This is a genomic window from Mycobacterium appelbergii, assembly GCF_032883035.1.
Classification (GTDB): Bacteria; Actinomycetota; Actinomycetes; order Mycobacteriales; family Mycobacteriaceae; genus Mycobacterium; species Mycobacterium appelbergii.
The window spans coordinates 102,384-118,479 of sequence record NZ_JAMQTH010000003.1; the positions used below are offsets into that span (position 1 = coordinate 102,384).

The following is a 16,096-nucleotide window of genomic DNA, read 5'->3' on the forward strand; positions in this document are numbered from 1 at the left end:
ACAGTCAACGTATCGATTTCTGTGAGATTACGTGACTCCGGCACATAACGTGTGAGAATCTAACAGACAAGCGCTACTGTGATGGCCACCGCAGCCGCGAGCACCACATCACCCACACAACCGGAAAGGGACGGAATGCCGCAGTTCACGATCGGCGTCGACATCGGCACCACGGGCACCAAAACGGTCCTGATCGATGTCGAGAACGCCCGAATCGTGGCTCAGGCCTCACGAGAGAGCACGCTGTACGCGGACGCTCCCGGACAGGCCGAGGCGGACCCCGCGCAATGGCTTGCCAACACGCACGCCACCATTCGCCAGGTCCTTGCCGAGTCGGGGGTCTCCCCCGCCGACATCCGTGCGCTGTCCACCACCGGAATGGTTCCTGCGGTGGTGCCCATCGACAGCACCGGCACGCCGGTACGCCGCGCGATGCTCCAGAACGATGCGCGTGCCACCGTGGAGATCGACGAACTCAAGACGGTGATCGACGACGCCGGCACACTGGCCGCGACCGGTTCGGCGATCACCCAGCAGTCGGTCGCGCCCACCGCAATGTGGCTGCGCCGCCACGAGCCCGACACCTGGAAAGCCACCGAACATCTCGTCGGATCGTATGACTGGGTGCTCATGGCGCTGGGCGCCACACCGCACGTCGAACTGAACTGGGCGATCGAATCGGGCTTCGGCACCATCGCCGGCCGCGCGTTCGGCCCGATGTTCACCGCTGCCGATCTGGCCCCCGAACTGGTGCCGCCGATCCGCGCACCGGGTACCGAGGTCGGGCAGCTCAGCGCCGAGGCCGCCGAGACCACGGGATTGCCGCGTGGACTGCCTCTGCACGTCGGAGGTGCCGATCACGTGCTGTCCGCATACGCCGCCGGCATCAACACCGCCGGTGATTGGCTTGTGAAACTCGGTGGCGCAGGCGATATCCTGGCCGCCACCGACCGGCCGGTGATCGACGCCCGGCTCTACCTCGACGCGCATCCGGTGCCCGGACAATGGCTGCCCAACGGCTGCATGGCGACCAGCGGCAGCCTGATCCGGTGGTTCCAGGCGCTGTCCGGCGGTATTGACCTGCTCCAACTCGACGAGGAGGCCGCCGACCGCGCACCGGCCGAAGTACTGTGCCTGCCCTACTTTCTGGGCGAGAAGAGCCCGCTGCACGACACCGACCTGCGGGGCGCGTTCGTCGGCCTGGACCTCGCGCACAACCGGGCCGACATGTACCGCGCGGTGTTGGAAGCGATCGCGTTCGGCTTCAAGCATCACACCGAGGTATTCGCCTCGATGGGGGTGCCGCTGGAGCGCGCACTCGTCACCAACGGCGGCAGTCGCTCCGTGCTGTGGAAGCAGATCCTCGCCGACGTGCTCGGCACCCCGCTGTCACCGATCATCGGTCATCCCGGCGCATCGCTGGGGGCGGCCGTGATCGCGGCGGTCGGAGTGGGCATCCTCGACGACTGGGAAAGCACCGAGCGGTTCCGCACTCTCGGCGACGCGGTCACCCCGGATCCCCGCAACGTCGAGCGCTACCGCGACGCCTACACCGAATGGCGCACGCTCGGCGAAGTCCTCACCCCCGTTTCCCACCGACTCGCACGAAAGGCCCGCTCATGACCCAGAACACCCGTACCGCCGTTGTCACCGGCGCAGGCTCCGGCATCGGCCGGGCGATCGCCACCACACTGTCCGAGCGCGGATGGCGGGTGGTGGTCACCGACGTCGACTCCGCGGCCGCCGAGCAGACGCTGGCCGGGCTCACCGGCGATGGACACGAGACAACGACGCTCGACGTGACCGATCCGGCGCGCGCCACCGCGGTGGCCGACGACGTCGCCGACCGGCTCGGCCTGCACGCCTGGGTCAGCAATGCCGGCATCTCGGCGATGGCCAGCTTTGTCGACGTGTCGCCCGAACAGCTCGATCGCAGCCTCCAGATCAACCTCAAGGGCGTCTTCTTCTGCGGGCAGGCCGCTGCCCGCGCAATGATCCGCACAGGCGCCCGCGGCACCATCGTCAACACCGCATCGATGGCGGCCAAGCAGGGCCGGGTGCCGTTCCTGGCCGACTACGTAGCCTCGAAGTTCGGCGTGCTGGGCCTGACCCAGGCGATGGCCTATGAGCTTGCCGCACATGGCATCACGGTCAACAGTGTGTGCCCCGGCTTTGTGGCCACCCCGATGCAGTCGCGTGAATTGGAATGGGAGGCGAGTCTCAGCAGCTCGACGCCGGACGGCGTGCGCCAGTCCTGGATCGACGCCACCCCCCTTGGCCGACTGCAAACGCCCGACGACGTCGCCCGTGCGGTGACGTTCCTGGTCTCCGAGGATGCCCGGTTCATCACCGGAGAAGCACTGTCTGTCAACGGCGGCGCATACATGGACTGACCGGACCGATGGATCTCATACCGCACGAGTCAAATCAGGAGAGTGAGAACAGATGAAAATTCCGACGTTCCGCCGGCGCCGCTGGGTGTCGGCGATCGCTGTCACCGCCGGGCTCGTGCTCGCGGGCTGCGCCGGCACTGGTGGCTCGGGCAATGAGCAGGCATCATCCGGCCTTGGCGACGTACCCACCGACACCAACGCGACCGTACGGGTGTTGATGGAGAACGTTCCCGATACCGACATCGTGAAAACTCTTGTCGGACAGTTCAATCAGAAGTACCCGGGTGTCGAGGTCCAGATCGAGACCATGACGTTCGACCAGATGCGTGACCGGCTGGTGTCGTCGTTCCAGTCCGCTGAACCCGCCTACGATCTGATCGTGGTGGACAACCCGTGGATGGACGATTTCGCGGCGGCCGGCTTCCTGGAACCGTTGGGCGACCGGATCGCCTCGACCACCGATTACCGGCCGGATGACTTCTTCCCGTCACTGACCGCGATCACCGACGTCGACGGAACCACGTACGGTGTGCCGTTCTACAACTACGCCCTGGGTTACATCTACAACACCAAGGATCTGGCCGGTGCCGGTCTGTCGGTGCCCCGGGATCTGGACGCTCTGGTGTCCACCTCGCAGCGGCTCAAGACTGCTGACGGTGCCGGCATCGCCATGCAGCCCCAGCGCGGCTACAAGATCTTCGAAGAATGGGCGAACTGGCTGTTCGCGGCAGGCGGCTCGATCTACGACAAGGACGGTAAGCCCACGCTGAACACCGAGCAGGCTGCCCGGGCGCTCAACGCCTACATCGACACATACCGCACGGCCGCCCCGGCCAACAGCCTGTCGTGGGGTTTCGACGAGGCATTCCGTTCGGTCTCGGGTGGTAAGGCCGCCTCCATGATCGGCTACAACTGGAACCTGCCCGCGCTCAACGACCCGGCAGGTGCCTCCGGCCCGCTGGCCGGCCAGTTCGAACTCGCCGCCATTCCCGGTGGTAAGTCGGCACTGGGCCTGTGGAGCTGGGCGATTCCGGCCAACTCAGGCGCCCCTGACGCCGCGTGGGCGTTCGCATCATGGGTCACCTCCCCCGATGTCGACGCGCAGCGCGTGGCCGACGGCGGTGCGGTGATCCGGCAGAGCTCGCTGACCGACGAGAAGGTACTGGCCGACGGATACGGTGCGGATTACTACAAGACGGTCGGCGAGATCCTCCAGAACGCCGCCCCGCTGTCCGAAGGCAAGGGCGGTGAGGAGATGATCCAGGCCGTGGGCACCGAGTTGAACGATGCCGCCGCGGGCAACAAGAGCGTCGCCGATGCGCTGCGCGACGCCCAGGCTGCAGTGGAGCGGATCCAGCAGTGACAGTGGGGAATCCGACGGTCAACATCGCAGAGGTGCACAGATGAAGTTCAAATACGGCATGCTCATGCCGCTGCTGGCCCTCTTCGGTGTGGCCGTCGGATTCCCGCTCTGTTATGCGGCCTACCTTGCCGTCACCGATTACAAACTCACCGACCGGCAACCACCCGCGTTCGTCGGCATCTCCAACTTCACGGGCGCACTGTCCAATCCGGCCTTCTGGGAAGCCTTCGCCACCACCGCGGGTTACGTCGTGATCGCGGTCTGCGGTGAGCTGGTGATCGGTTTCGCCCTCGCCCTGGCGCTGCATCAACAGCGGTGGGCCAAAGACCTGTCCCGCGCAATTGTGCTGGCGCCCATGTTCATCACCCCGATCGCAGTCGGGCTGATCTTCCGGTTCCTGCTCAACGACCAGATCGGCGCCGTGCCTGCGCTCTTGCACGCGGTCGGTGCCGACTACGATTTCTTCGGTGCCGGACGGGCCCTGTTCACCCTGGCATTCATCGACATCTGGCAGTGGACACCGTTCATGGTGCTGCTGATCCTGGCCGGGCTGGAATCGATGCCCAAACAACCCATGGAAGCCGCCCGCGTCGATGGTGCGGGGCCGGTCTACCGGTTGCGCCGGGTCCTGATCCCGATGCTCGCGCCGGTGCTCACGGTGGCCGTGCTGCTGCGCGGCCTGGACGCGCTGCGGGTGTTCGAGTATGTCTACGCCACGACGCGCGGTGGTCCCGGCACCGAGACCCAGACCTTGCAGTACTACATGTATCTCGAAGGCATCCAGTTCTTCCGACTCGCCCAGGCCAGCGCCATGGCCTTCATCGTGCTGGTGCTGGTACTGGCAGTGATCGTGGTGGCGTTCCGCGCGATGGAGCGCAATCGGGAAGGAGACACCGCCCGATGAGCCGTCCCGGCGCTCTGGAGATCATCCGCAAGGCGGTACTGACCGCGGCGTTCGTGTTCGTCCTGTTCCCGATCATCTGGGTGGCACTGGCGAGTTTCAAGACGCCCGCCCAGATGTCCGAACCGTTCCTGATCGCCTTCGCCCCGACGATGGACAACTGGCGTGCCGTGCTGCACTCGGGTGTGTTCGCCGCCGCAGGCCGCAGTGCCCTGGTCGGCGTCATCACCGTGAGCATCAGCCTGGTCGTCGGCAGCATGGGCGCCTACGTGATCGCCAAATATCGGGCAGGCGGTTCGTTGACCCGGTTCGGCATGCTGGCCGCCCAGGTCGTTCCGCCCGCGGTGATGGTGTTTCCGTTCCTCACTATGGCGCACGCGCTGCGGCTGACCGACACCGTGTTCCCGGTGATCTTCGCGCACCTGAGCTTCGTGCTGCCGTTGGTGACGTGGTTTCTGATCGGTTTCTTCGAGGCGGTGCCCTCGTCCCTGGAGGAACAGGCCCGCGTCGACGGATTCACCCGTTGGCAGGCCTTCAGGTTGGTGGTGTTGCCCCAGGTGTTCCCCGGCATCGGCGCCGCGGCCATCTTCGGTTTCACGCTGTCGTGGAACGACCTGTTCTACGGGCTGATCCTGGCGCCGGGTAACGCCGCGATCCTGCCGGTGGCGATCGCCAACTTCAACACCTTCCGCGGCGTCCAGATCGGCACCATGAGCGCCGCGATCATGATCGCGATCATCCCGGTCGTGATCGCCAGCTTCTTCATCCAGCGACGCTTGGTCCAGGGGATCAGCGGCGGCGCGGTCAAGTACTAGACAAGCGAGGTTGTACACGCATGGCATCGGTGACGTTCTCCAAGGTCGGCAAGGCGTTCGGGTCGACGACGGTGGTAGCCGACCTCGACCTGGACCTCGCGGACGGCAGCATGACCGTCCTGGTCGGGCCGTCCGGCTGCGGCAAGACCACTTCGCTGCGGATGCTGGCCGGGCTCGAACCGGTGACCTCAGGCAGCATCCACATCGGCGACCGCGACGTCACCGGGCTGGACCCCAAGGAACGCGACATCGCGATGGTGTTCCAGAACTACGCGCTGTACCCCCACCTGACGGTGCGGGAGAACATCGCCTTTCCCTTGCGGGCCAAGCGGATCGACCGCGGTGAGGCACTCAGGCGGGCAGACGGCATCGCAGAGTCACTCGGGTTGGGGTCGCTGGTCTCACGCAAGCCCAAGGACCTGTCCGGTGGTCAACAGCAGCGGGTGGCGATCGGCAGGGCGATCATCCGCGAACCCTCGGTATTCCTGTTCGATGAACCACTGAGCAACCTCGATGCCAAGCTGCGCGTCGAGACCCGCACCGAGCTGCTGCGCCTGCAGCGCCGGCTCGGCATCACCTCGCTGTATGTCACCCACGATCAAGAAGAGGCCATGACGCTGTCGGACCGCATCGTGGTGATGCGCGACGGCCACGTCGCACAGGCCGGGCCCCCGGAGGAGGTGTACCAGCGGCCGGCCGACACGTTCGTGGCGACGTTCGTGGGCAGCCCCAAGATGAACCTGATCGACGGCGCCGTCATCGCCGGTGAACTGCGGACCGAATCGGGCGTACGCATCGCTGTCGACGGACCCGACGCGACCGCGGTGACACTCGGCGTGCGGCCCGACGACCTGATCCTGAAGCCGAGCGCCACGGGCAGCGCGACCGTTGAGCTGATCGAACTGCTCGGCCCCCGCGCGATCGTCACGGTTCGCGCCGCCGACCAGCAGTTGACGAGCGTGGTGGAGGCCGCAGCACTCGACGACATCACCTGGGGCAGCACGGTGGACCTCGCGACGCGCGAAGTTCACCGCTTCGATGCGAAGACCGGAGTTCGGCTGGCCGGCTGAGCCGCACCTGAAGTTATTGGCGTCGATGCGCAAGCGGTCCCAGCCCGAAACGATCCAGAGCTGACTCGACTCCGAGTGCGAACCGCCGCTCGGCTTCGTCACGGTCGGCCTCTCCGAGTTGCCGGAAACCCAGCGACGGCTCGACGAGCTCCAGTTCCAGCAACCGTGGGTCGTCGGGTCCGCCGATGACGTCGACCCGCGCATACAGCAGGTCTTCCGCGGCCATGCCGAAACGCTGCGTCACCGCGTGGACGGCCAGCCTGCCGAGCCGCCAGACCGCGTCATCGGGATCCGCGGGCGACAGCGACTCCTCGGCATAGGTGCCCGATTCGTCGAAGTCGGGTTCCTGCCCTGCAGGCGGCAGGATCGGCCCCTTGGTGAACGCGTGGGACTCTTCGCCGTTGAGGAAGACCAGCGCCGTCTCACCGTCGGCGATGCGCGGATCGTACGGCTGCACGAGCACCGCCCGTCCCTGCGCCTGAAGTCCCGCGGCGTGCGCCAGGGCGGCGTCGGCGTCGGTGAAGCGCTGCGCACCCGCGGAACCGGCGCCCACAGCCGGTTTCACCACGACTTCCCCGGTGGGCACCCGCACCGGCGCGTCGACCTCGAAGTACTGCGTGGGCACCACCGGCACCCGCAGCTGCTCCAAGTCGACGAGGTAGCGCTTGTCGGTGTTCCACGCCACCAGTTCCGGCGGATTGAGCAGGTTGCGCACCGAACGCGTCCACGCCAGGAATTCCTCGAGCCGGTCCACGTAATCCCACGTGGCCCGCAGGACCACCAGATCCGCGTCGGCGGCCGCCGGATCATCCCAGGCCAACCAGCGCACGTGCAGACCCCGGTGACGAAGCGCCCGCACCAGTCCGTCGTCGTCGCCGTCGCCCTGCGGCAACGACGGACAACCTGCGAACACGATGCGGGGATGGAACACGTCAGGACGCGCAAGCTTCACGTGTGGATGATAGGTGGCGTGTATGTCATCGAAGTCGCCGAGACCGGCGGGCCTGAAGTCCTGAATTACGTCGAGCGCGCCGAGCCCACTGCCGGGCCCGGCGAGGTGCTGATCAAAGCCGAGGCGATCGGCGTCAACTTCATCGACACCTATTTCCGGTCCGGCCTCTACCCGCGCGAGTTGCCGTTCGTCGTCGGCAACGAGGTGTGCGGCACGGTGGTCGCCATCGGTGACGACGTCGCCGCGCTTTCGGTGGGTGACCGGGTGGTGACCGCGAACGCGACCGGCGCCTACGCGGAATTCTGTGTCGCACCGGCTGATTTCGTGGCCTACGTGCCTGACGGCGTCGCGCCGGATGCGGTGGCCTCGGCACTGCTGAAAGGCATGACGGCGCACTATCTGATCAAGTCCATCTATGCGGTTCAACCGTCGGACACGGTGCTGGTGCATGCCGGGGCCGGTGGCGTCGGGCTGATTCTCACGCAGTGGGCCACCAGCATGGGAACCCGTGTCATCACCACCGCCTCCACTGCCGAGAAGGCCGAACTGTCCCGGCAGGCCGGCGCCGTCGAAGTCCTCGAATACCCCGAGGATCCGGCGGAGTTCAGCGCGAAGATCCGTGATCTCACCGGCGGTCTCGGCGTGGCAGCGGTGTACGACGGGGTGGGAGCGTCGACGTTCGACGCCAGCTTGGCCAGCCTCGCGGTGCGCGGCACGCTGGCACTGTTCGGCGCGGCCAGCGGACCGGTGCCCCCGGTCGACCCGCAGCGGCTCAACTCGGCAGGCTCGGTCTTCCTGACCCGCCCGACGCTGGCTCACTACACCCGCACGGCCGACGAATTTTCCTGGCGGGCGGGTGAGTTGATCAACGCCATCGCCGACGGTTCGATCACCATCACCGTTGGCGGCCGTTACGCGCTGGCCGAGGCCGCTCGTGCCCACACCGACCTGCAGGGTCGCAAAACCGTCGGGTCTGTCGTGCTGATGCCCTGAGGGGCGCGGAGCAGAACCTGGATCAGAACAACGTCGGCAGCGCCAGCGCGGAATCGACGGCCAGTGCGCAGAACACCACCGCCAGATAGTTGTTCGACTGCAGGAACAATCGCAGTGGCTTCACCGGCTCGCCACGCTTGACCCCCGAGTAGAGCTGGTGGGCCATTACGAGGAACCACACTCCGGCCAGCAGCGCGACCGCGGCGTACAGCCAGCCGGTGGCCAACGCGAGGGCCAGCGTGGTGAGCACGGTGAGCCAGGTGTAGATCAAGATCTGCTTGGTCACCTGGCGTTCGGTCGCCACGACAGGCAACATCGGCACGCCGGCCGCCTTGTAGTCGTCCTTGTAACGCATGGCCAGTGCCCAGGTGTGTGGCGGCGTCCAGAAGAAGATGATCGCGAACATCACCAACGCCGGCCACTGGATGGTCCCGGTGACCGCCGACCATCCGATCATCACCGGCATGCAGCCCGCGGCCCCGCCCCACACCACGTTCTGCGAGGTCCGGCGCTTGAGCAGCAAGGTGTAGACGAAGACGTAGAAAAGGATCGTCACCACCGCGAGGACGCCGGAGAGCAGGTTGGCGGTCCACCACAGCCAGCAGAACGAGGCCACCGACAGCACCAGCCCGAAGATCAGCGCATGCCGGGTCGGCACCGTCGCACGCGCCAACGGGCGGCGCGCGGTGCGCTTCATCACCTTGTCGATGTCGGCGTCGGCCACGCAGTTCAAGGTGTTGGCGCCTGCTGCCGCGAGCATCCCGCCGACCAGCGTATTGAGGATCAACAGGGGGTCGACGGTCCCGCGATCGGCCAACAACATCGCCGGAATCGCGGTGACCAGCAACAGCTCGATCACACGCGGCTTGGTCAGCGCAAGATAGGCCAAAAAGATGCTGCGAAGGTGACTCGGCGCCCCGCTGATCTGCCAGCGCTCGCGAATGCTCACGCAATTACTCCTAGGGTGGCGTCACGCGGCTTCTACTACACACGATGGTAGACGGCCTCCGGACCTGTCCTGCACCGCAGGGTCGTTTCCGGTGACCGTCCGAGAGGAACGGGGCCGTATCGTGCGCCAACCAGTCTGCGTCGGATGAGTTACCCGCACTAGGGTGTTTGAAGTAACAGCAAGTCAACCGCGGAACAGCAGAAATTAGGAGTGAGCTCTTGACCACCGCAGAAGAGATCACCGCTCGCACCCAGCCCAATCTTCCGGAGGACTGGTCCGACCTCGACAGCGCCGCGGTCAACACCGCACGGATACTCGCCGCGGATGCGGTCCAGAAGGTCGGCAACGGCCATCCGGGCACAGCGATGAGCCTGGCTCCCCTGGCCTACACGCTGTTCCAGCGGCAACTGCGCCACGATCCCAGTGACGTCCACTGGCTGGGCCGCGACCGGTTCATCCTGTCCGCGGGGCATTCCAGCCTCACCCTCTACATCCAGCTGTATCTCGGCGGGTTCGGGCTGGAACTCAACGACATCGAATCGCTGCGGACCTGGAAGTCCAAGACTCCGGGCCACCCGGAGTTCCGCCACACCAGGGGCGTGGAGATCACCACCGGACCGCTGGGCCAGGGTCTGGCGTCCTCGGTCGGTATGGCGATGGCCGCCCGGTACGAGCGCGGCCTGTTCGATCCGGACGCCGCACCGGGCACCAGCCCGTTCGACCACCACATCTTCGTGATCGCCTCCGACGGCGACATCGAGGAAGGTGTGACCAGTGAGGCGTCGTCCTTGGCAGGCACCCAACAGTTGGGCAACCTGATCGTGTTCTATGACCGCAACCAGATCTCCATCGAGGACGACACGGACATCGCACTGAGCGAGGACGTGCCCGCTCGCTACCGCGCCTACGGGTGGCATGTGCAGGAGGTCGAGGGCGGCGAGAACGTCGCCGGTATCGAAGAGGCCATCGAAGCCGCCAAGGCCGTCACCGACAAGCCGTCGTTCATCGCGCTGCGCACGGTCATCGGCTATCCGGCGCCGAACCTGATGAACACCGGCAAGGCCCATGGGGCGGCGCTCGGTGCCGAGGAGGTCGCCGCGGTCAAGAAGATCCTGGGCTTCGATCCGGACCAGTCGTTCGAGGTGCGCGATGAGGTCATCGAGCACACCCGCAAGCTGGTGGCACGCGGCAAGGAGGCCCACGAGAAGTGGCAGACCGACTTCGACGCCTGGGCTGAGCGCGAGCCTGACCGTAAGGCACTCCTGGAGCGGCTCACCGCCGGTGAGCTGCCCGATGGCTGGGATGCTGACCTGACCACGTGGGAACCGGGCTCCAAACCCCTGGCGACCCGCGCCGCGTTCGGCCAGGTGCTCAACGACGTCGCGCCGAAGCTTCCCGAACTGTGGGGTGGCTCAGCGGATCTCGCAGGCAGCAACAACACCACGATCAAGGGTGTCAAGTCGTTCGGGCCCGCGTCGATCTCCACCAAGGAGTTCACGGCCGATCCGTACGGACGGGTGCTGCACTTCGGGGTACGCGAGCATGCGATGGGCTCGATCCTGTCCGGAATCGTGCTGCACGGGCCTACCCGCGCATTCGGTGGAACGTTCCTGCAGTTCTCCGACTACATGCGACCCGCGGTGCGGCTGGCGTCTTTGATGAACATCGACACCATCTACGTGTGGACCCACGACTCGATCGGACTCGGCGAAGACGGTCCCACCCACCAGCCGATCGAGCATCTCGCCGCACTGCGGGCCATCCCGAACCTGTCGGTGGTACGGCCGGGTGATCCGAACGAGACCGCTTACGCGTGGCGCACGGTCCTGGCCCGCGGCGCCGCAAGTGGCCCGGTCGGTTTCATCCTGACCAGGCAGGGTATCCCGGTGCTGGAGGGCACCAGCGCCGACGGTGTCGCCCGCGGCGGCTATGTGCTCGGCGGTACACCCGACGAGACGCCGGACGTGATCCTCATCGGCACCGGCTCGGAGCTGCAGCTCGCCGTCGAGGCGCGGAACATCCTGGCCGACAAGGGCGTTAACGCAAGTGTGGTCTCGATGCCGTGCGTCGAGTGGTTCGAATCGCAGCCCCAGGAGTACCGCGACAGCGTGCTTCCGCCTGCGGTTTCGGCACGAGTTGCCGTGGAAGCGGCGGTCGCCCAGAGTTGGTACAAGCTCGTCGGGGACACCGGCGAGATCGTGTCAATCGAGCACTACGGCGAGTCCGCGGATGACAAGACGCTGTTCCGCGAATTCGGCTTCACCGCAGAGGCTGTGGCGGCCGCGGCGCAGCGATCACTGGAAAACTAGAAGAGAAGGCGAATGATGACTCAGAACCCGAATCTCGCGGCGCTGAGTGCCGCAGGCGTATCGGTCTGGCTCGATGACCTGTCACGTGAGCGACTTCAGACCGGCAATCTGGCAGAGCTGATCTCGACCAGGAGCGTGGTCGGTGTGACCACCAACCCGTCGATCTTCCAGGCGGCGCTGTCGAAGGGCACCGCCTACGACGCCCAGGTCAAAGAGCTCGCCGAGCGTGGCGCCGATGTCGACGCCACGATCCGCACCGTCACCACCGACGATGTCCGCAATGCATGCGATGTGTTGGCCAAGCAGTACGAGGCCTCCGGCGGCGTTGACGGTCGGGTCTCGATCGAGGTCGACCCCCGGTTGGCGCACGACACCGACAAAACGATCCTGCAGGCGATCGAGCTGTGGAAAATCGTCGACCGGCCGAACCTGCTCATCAAGATTCCCGCGACGCTGGCCGGTCTCCCGGCGATCACCGCGGTGATCGCCGAGGGCATCTCGGTGAACGTGACGCTGATCTTCTCGGTGGAGCGGCACCGGGCGGTGATGGACGCGTACCTGACCGGTCTTGAGAAGGCTCGCGAGGCGGGCCACGACCTGTCCAAGATCCACTCCGTCGCGTCGTTCTTCGTATCGCGCGTGGACACGGAGATCGACAAGCGGCTGGACAAGATCGGCACTCCCGAGGCCCTCGAGCTGCGCGGTAAGGCCGGGGTGGCCAACGCCCGCCTGGCCTATGCCGCGTACGAGGAGAACTTCGTCGGCGGAACGCGTTTCGAACCGCTCAAGGCGGCCGGCGCGCTCGTGCAGCGTCCGCTGTGGGCATCCACCGGGGTGAAGAACCCGGATTACTCCGACACCCTCTACGTCACCGAGCTGGTCGCACCCAACACGGTGAACACCATGCCCGAAAAGACGATCGAGGCCGTAGCGGACCACGGCGTGGTCACCGGCGACACCGTGACCGGTACCGCCGCCGCTGCCCAGGAGGTCTTCGACAAGCTGGCCGCGGCGGGCATCGATCTGCCCGACGTGTTCAAGGTCCTCGAGGATGAGGGCGTCGACAAGTTCGAGAAGTCCTGGCAGGAACTGCTCGACGCAACGCAGGGTCAACTCGACGCCGCCAAGAAATGACACCGGTCAGCGACCGGTCGAAGACGGCCGACTGGCACAACACACTGCGCGACAAGCGCGACAAGCGCATGCCGCGCATCGCCGGGCCGTGCAGTGTGGTCATCTTCGGCGTCACGGGCGACCTGGCACGCAAGAAGCTGATGCCGGCCATTTACGACCTGGCCAACCGCGGTCTACTGCCTGCATCGTTTGCGCTCGTCGGGTTCGCCCGCCGAGATTGGGCCGACGAAGATTTCGGCAAGGTCGTCTACGACGCGGTCAAGCAGCATGCCCGCACGCCGTTCCGCCAGGAGGTCTGGGACCGTCTCGCCGAGGGGTTCCGGTTCGTTCCGGGCACATTCGATGACGAGGCGGCGTTCGAACGGCTGTCCGCGACCCTGCAGAAGCTCGACGTCGAGCGCGGCACCGGTGGCAATCACGCGTTCTACCTGTCGATTCCGCCGAACGCGTTCCCGGTGGTGTGTGAACAGCTGCGCAAGTCCGGACTCGCCCAATCGCAGGGCGGAAGCTGGAGCCGGGTCGTGATCGAGAAACCCTTCGGTCATGATCTGGCCAGTGCGCGGGAGCTCAATGGCGTGGTCAACAGCGTGTTCCCCGAGGAATCGGTGTTTCGCATCGACCATTACCTGGGCAAAGAAACCGTGCAGAACATCCTGGCGCTGCGGTTCGCCAACGAGTTGTACGAGCCGGTCTGGAACAACCAGTACGTCGACCACGTGCAGATCACCATGGCCGAGGACATCGGCCTCGGCGGCCGCGCCGGCTACTACGACGGCATCGGTGCGGCGCGCGACGTGATCCAGAACCACCTGCTGCAACTACTTGCCCTGACCGCCCTCGAGGAACCGATCAACTTCGGTCCGCACGAACTGCAGACCGAGAAGATCAAGATCCTCTCCGCTGTGAAACTGGTTGAGCCGCTGGATGAGACGACAGCACGGGGCCAGTACGCGGCAGGCTGGCAGGGCGGTCAGAAAGTGGTGGGGCTGCTCGACGAAGAAGGTTTCGCCAAGGATTCCACCACCGAGACCTACGCCGCGATCACCCTCGAGGTGGACAGCCGCCGGTGGGCCGGCGTGCCGTTCTACCTCCGGACCGGAAAACGCCTGGGCCGCAGGGTGACGGAGATCGCCCTGGTGTTCAAGCGGGCACCGCACCTGCCGTTCGATGCCACGATGACCGAGGAACTCGGCAAGAACGCCTTGGTGATCCGGGTGCAACCGGACGAGGGCATCACGCTGCGTTTCGGGTCGAAGGTGCCCGGCACCGCGATGGAGGTCCGTGACGTCAACATGGACTTCTCGTACGGTTCGGCCTTCGCCGAGGACTCACCCGAAGCATACGAACGGCTCATCCTCGATGTCCTGCTCGGTGAACCCTCACTGTTCCCGGTGAATGCAGAAGTCGAACTATCTTGGGAGATCTTGGATCCCGTGCTCGATCACTGGGCCGACAACGGCAAGCCCGAACCTTACGAATCCGGCACCTGGGGCCCGGAATCAGCTGACGAGATGCTGCGCCGCACCGGCCGGGAATGGAGGCGGCCGTGATTGTCGACCTGCCCGATACCACCACCAACGACGTCAACAAGAAGATCACCGGCCTGCGTGAGGAAGGCGGGGCCCTCACCCTCAGCCGGGTCCTCACGCTGGTCATCGCACCGCATTCCGAGGATATCGTCGAGGATTCGATCGGTGCCGCGAACTTCGCGAGCCGCGAGCACCCGTGCCGGGTGATCGTCGTGGTTCCCGGTGACAGGTCAGCCGCCGAACCGCGGTTGGACGCGCAGCTGCGGGTGGGCCACGACGCCGGGGCCGGCGAGGTGGTGGTACTCCGACTGGCCGGCGAGCTCGCCGATCACGCGAGCAGCGTCGTACTGCCCTTCCTGCTGCCCGACACCCCGGTGGTGGCCTGGTGGCCCGCCGTGTCACCGGCAGTCCCGGCGCAGGACCCATTGGGCAAGTTGGCGATCCGTCGGATCACCGATGCGACCAACGGCGCCGATCCGCTGGCCTGCATCAAAAGCCGGTTGGAGGGTTACACCGCGGGCGATACCGACCTGGCCTGGAGCCGCGTCACCTATTGGCGCGCGCTGCTGGCATCGGCGATGGACCAGCCGCCACACGAACCGATCACCTCGGCGCTGGTCTCCGGGCTCAAGGACGAGCCTGCACTCGACATCCTGGCCGGCTGGTTGGCCAGCCGTATCGACGGACCGGTGCAACGCGTGGTGGGCGAGTTGAAGATCGAGCTCAAGCGCCCCAGCGAAACGGTGGTCCTGGAGCGGCCACAGACCGGCATCACTGCGAAACTGACCCGCACCGGGAAGCCGGATTCACTACTGCCGCTGGCGCGTCGGGAAGCGAAGGAATGTCTGGCTGAGGATCTCCGCCGGTTGGATGCCGACGAGATCTACCGTGATGCGTTGCAGGGCATCGGCAAGGTGCGGTACGGATGAACGCGATCATCGAACGCCATACCGACACCGCGGCGCTGGTGGCCGCCGCGGGTGACCGGTTGGTCGAGACCATCAAGTCGGCGATCGAGGCCAGGGGCCGCGCCCTGATCGTGGTGACCGGCGGTGGCACGGGTGTCAGTCTGCTCAAACGTGTCGGCGAGCAAGCAGGTTCGATCGACTGGTCCAAGGTGCAGTTGTTCTGGGGCGACGACCGCTACGTCTCCGCCGATGACGATGAGCGCAACGAGAAGCAGGCCCGCGAGGCGCTGCTCGACCACATCGATATCCCCGCTGCGAATATCCATGCGATGGCAGCCGCCGACGCCGGCTTCGGGGATGACCTGGACGCCGCGGCGCAGGCCTACGAACAGGTGTTGGCCGGGGTCACCGAACCCGGCCGACCAGGTCCGGCATTCGATGTGCACCTGCTCGGTATGGGTGGCGAGGGGCACATCAATTCGCTGTTCCCCGGTACCCCGGCGGTACGCGAGCGCACGCGCCTCGTGGTCGGCGTTCCGGACTCCCCCAAACCGCCGCCTCGGCGGCTCTCGTTGACACTGCCCGCGATCCAGAACTCGCGCGAGGTGTGGCTGGTGGTGTCGGGTGCCGCCAAGGCCGAGGCGGTCGCCGCCGCGGTCGGGGGGGCCGATCCGGTCGACGTACCGGCGGCGGGTGCGATCGGTCGGGAACGGACCGTCTGGTTGCTCGACGAGGCGGCGGCGGGAAACCTGTAGCGGTATCGCCGCATTTGGTTCCCCA

The 16,096-nt window shown here is 66.1% G+C and carries 14 protein-coding genes; 12 read left to right on the forward strand and 2 right to left on the reverse strand.

Annotated elements, in window-relative coordinates; genetic code table 11:
• Window positions 1–135: 135 nt before the first annotated feature.
• From M1247_RS07770 to M1247_RS07795, 6 genes are read left to right on the forward strand one after another with little or no spacing between them, the layout of a single operon-like run.
• Window positions 136–1,623, forward strand: a complete 1,488-nt coding sequence (locus tag M1247_RS07770; protein ID WP_317155716.1) for an FGGY-family carbohydrate kinase — start codon at window positions 136–138, stop codon at window positions 1,621–1,623.
• Window positions 1,620–2,393, forward strand: a complete 774-nt coding sequence (locus M1247_RS07775) for an SDR family NAD(P)-dependent oxidoreductase (RefSeq protein WP_317155717.1) — start codon at window positions 1,620–1,622, stop codon at window positions 2,391–2,393. Before M1247_RS07770 ends, M1247_RS07775 begins: the two co-directional genes overlap by 4 nt.
• A 52-nt stretch (window positions 2,394–2,445) precedes the next feature.
• Window positions 2,446–3,756, forward strand: coding sequence for an ABC transporter substrate-binding protein (locus M1247_RS07780; RefSeq protein ID WP_317155718.1), 1,311 nt, complete (start codon window positions 2,446–2,448; stop codon window positions 3,754–3,756).
• A 40-nt stretch (window positions 3,757–3,796) separates the two neighbouring features.
• Window positions 3,797–4,660, forward strand: coding sequence for a carbohydrate ABC transporter permease (locus M1247_RS07785; protein ID WP_317155719.1), 864 nt, complete (start codon window positions 3,797–3,799; stop codon window positions 4,658–4,660).
• The gene (locus tag M1247_RS07790; RefSeq protein WP_317155720.1) at window positions 4,657–5,472 is read left to right on the forward strand and encodes a carbohydrate ABC transporter permease; all 816 of its coding nucleotides are present in this window, start codon (window positions 4,657–4,659) and stop codon (window positions 5,470–5,472) included. Before M1247_RS07785 ends, M1247_RS07790 begins: the two co-directional genes overlap by 4 nt.
• Before the next feature lie 20 nt (window positions 5,473–5,492).
• Entirely contained in the window at window positions 5,493–6,542 is a 1,050-nt protein-coding gene (locus M1247_RS07795) for an ABC transporter ATP-binding protein (RefSeq protein WP_317155721.1), read from the forward strand.
• A gap of 13 nt (window positions 6,543–6,555) precedes the next feature.
• Here M1247_RS07795 and M1247_RS07800 read toward each other — a convergent pair whose 3' ends face one another.
• A complete protein-coding gene (locus tag M1247_RS07800; RefSeq protein WP_317155722.1) occupies window positions 6,556–7,494 on the reverse strand; it encodes an ATP-grasp domain-containing protein in 939 nt (312 codons plus the stop codon).
• Window positions 7,495–7,512: 18 nt separating this feature from the next.
• On the opposite strand from M1247_RS07800, the gene M1247_RS07805 reads away from it, so the two are divergent.
• Window positions 7,513–8,487: a quinone oxidoreductase family protein gene (locus tag M1247_RS07805; protein WP_317155723.1), complete on the forward strand. Its 975-nt coding sequence runs from the start codon at window positions 7,513–7,515 to the stop codon at window positions 8,485–8,487.
• A 22-nt stretch (window positions 8,488–8,509) separates the two neighbouring features.
• Here M1247_RS07805 and M1247_RS07810 read toward each other — a convergent pair whose 3' ends face one another.
• On the reverse strand, window positions 8,510–9,436 hold the full coding sequence (locus tag M1247_RS07810; RefSeq protein WP_317155724.1) for a heme o synthase: 927 nt from the start codon (window positions 9,434–9,436) through the stop codon (window positions 8,510–8,512).
• 218 nt (window positions 9,437–9,654) lie between these two features.
• Between M1247_RS07810 and tkt the strand changes: the two genes are divergently transcribed.
• From tkt to pgl, 5 genes are read left to right on the forward strand one after another with little or no spacing between them, the layout of a single operon-like run.
• Window positions 9,655–11,745 (forward strand): transketolase, encoded by a 2,091-nt coding sequence (gene tkt, locus M1247_RS07815; RefSeq protein WP_317155725.1) that lies wholly within the window; start codon window positions 9,655–9,657, stop codon window positions 11,743–11,745.
• A gap of 15 nt (window positions 11,746–11,760) precedes the next feature.
• Window positions 11,761–12,879, forward strand: coding sequence for a transaldolase (gene tal, locus M1247_RS07820; protein ID WP_458695207.1), 1,119 nt, complete (start codon window positions 11,761–11,763; stop codon window positions 12,877–12,879).
• On the forward strand, window positions 12,876–14,429 hold the full coding sequence (gene zwf, locus M1247_RS07825; protein WP_317155727.1) for a glucose-6-phosphate dehydrogenase: 1,554 nt from the start codon (window positions 12,876–12,878) through the stop codon (window positions 14,427–14,429). The genes tal and zwf overlap by 4 nt, the downstream gene beginning before the upstream one ends.
• Window positions 14,426–15,337, forward strand: coding sequence for a glucose-6-phosphate dehydrogenase assembly protein OpcA (gene opcA / locus M1247_RS07830; RefSeq protein WP_317155728.1), 912 nt, complete (start codon window positions 14,426–14,428; stop codon window positions 15,335–15,337). The genes zwf and opcA overlap by 4 nt, the downstream gene beginning before the upstream one ends.
• Window positions 15,334–16,071, forward strand: a complete 738-nt coding sequence (gene pgl / locus M1247_RS07835; RefSeq protein ID WP_317155729.1) for a 6-phosphogluconolactonase — start codon at window positions 15,334–15,336, stop codon at window positions 16,069–16,071. Before opcA ends, pgl begins: the two co-directional genes overlap by 4 nt.
• The last annotated feature ends 25 nt before the right edge of the window (window positions 16,072–16,096 follow it).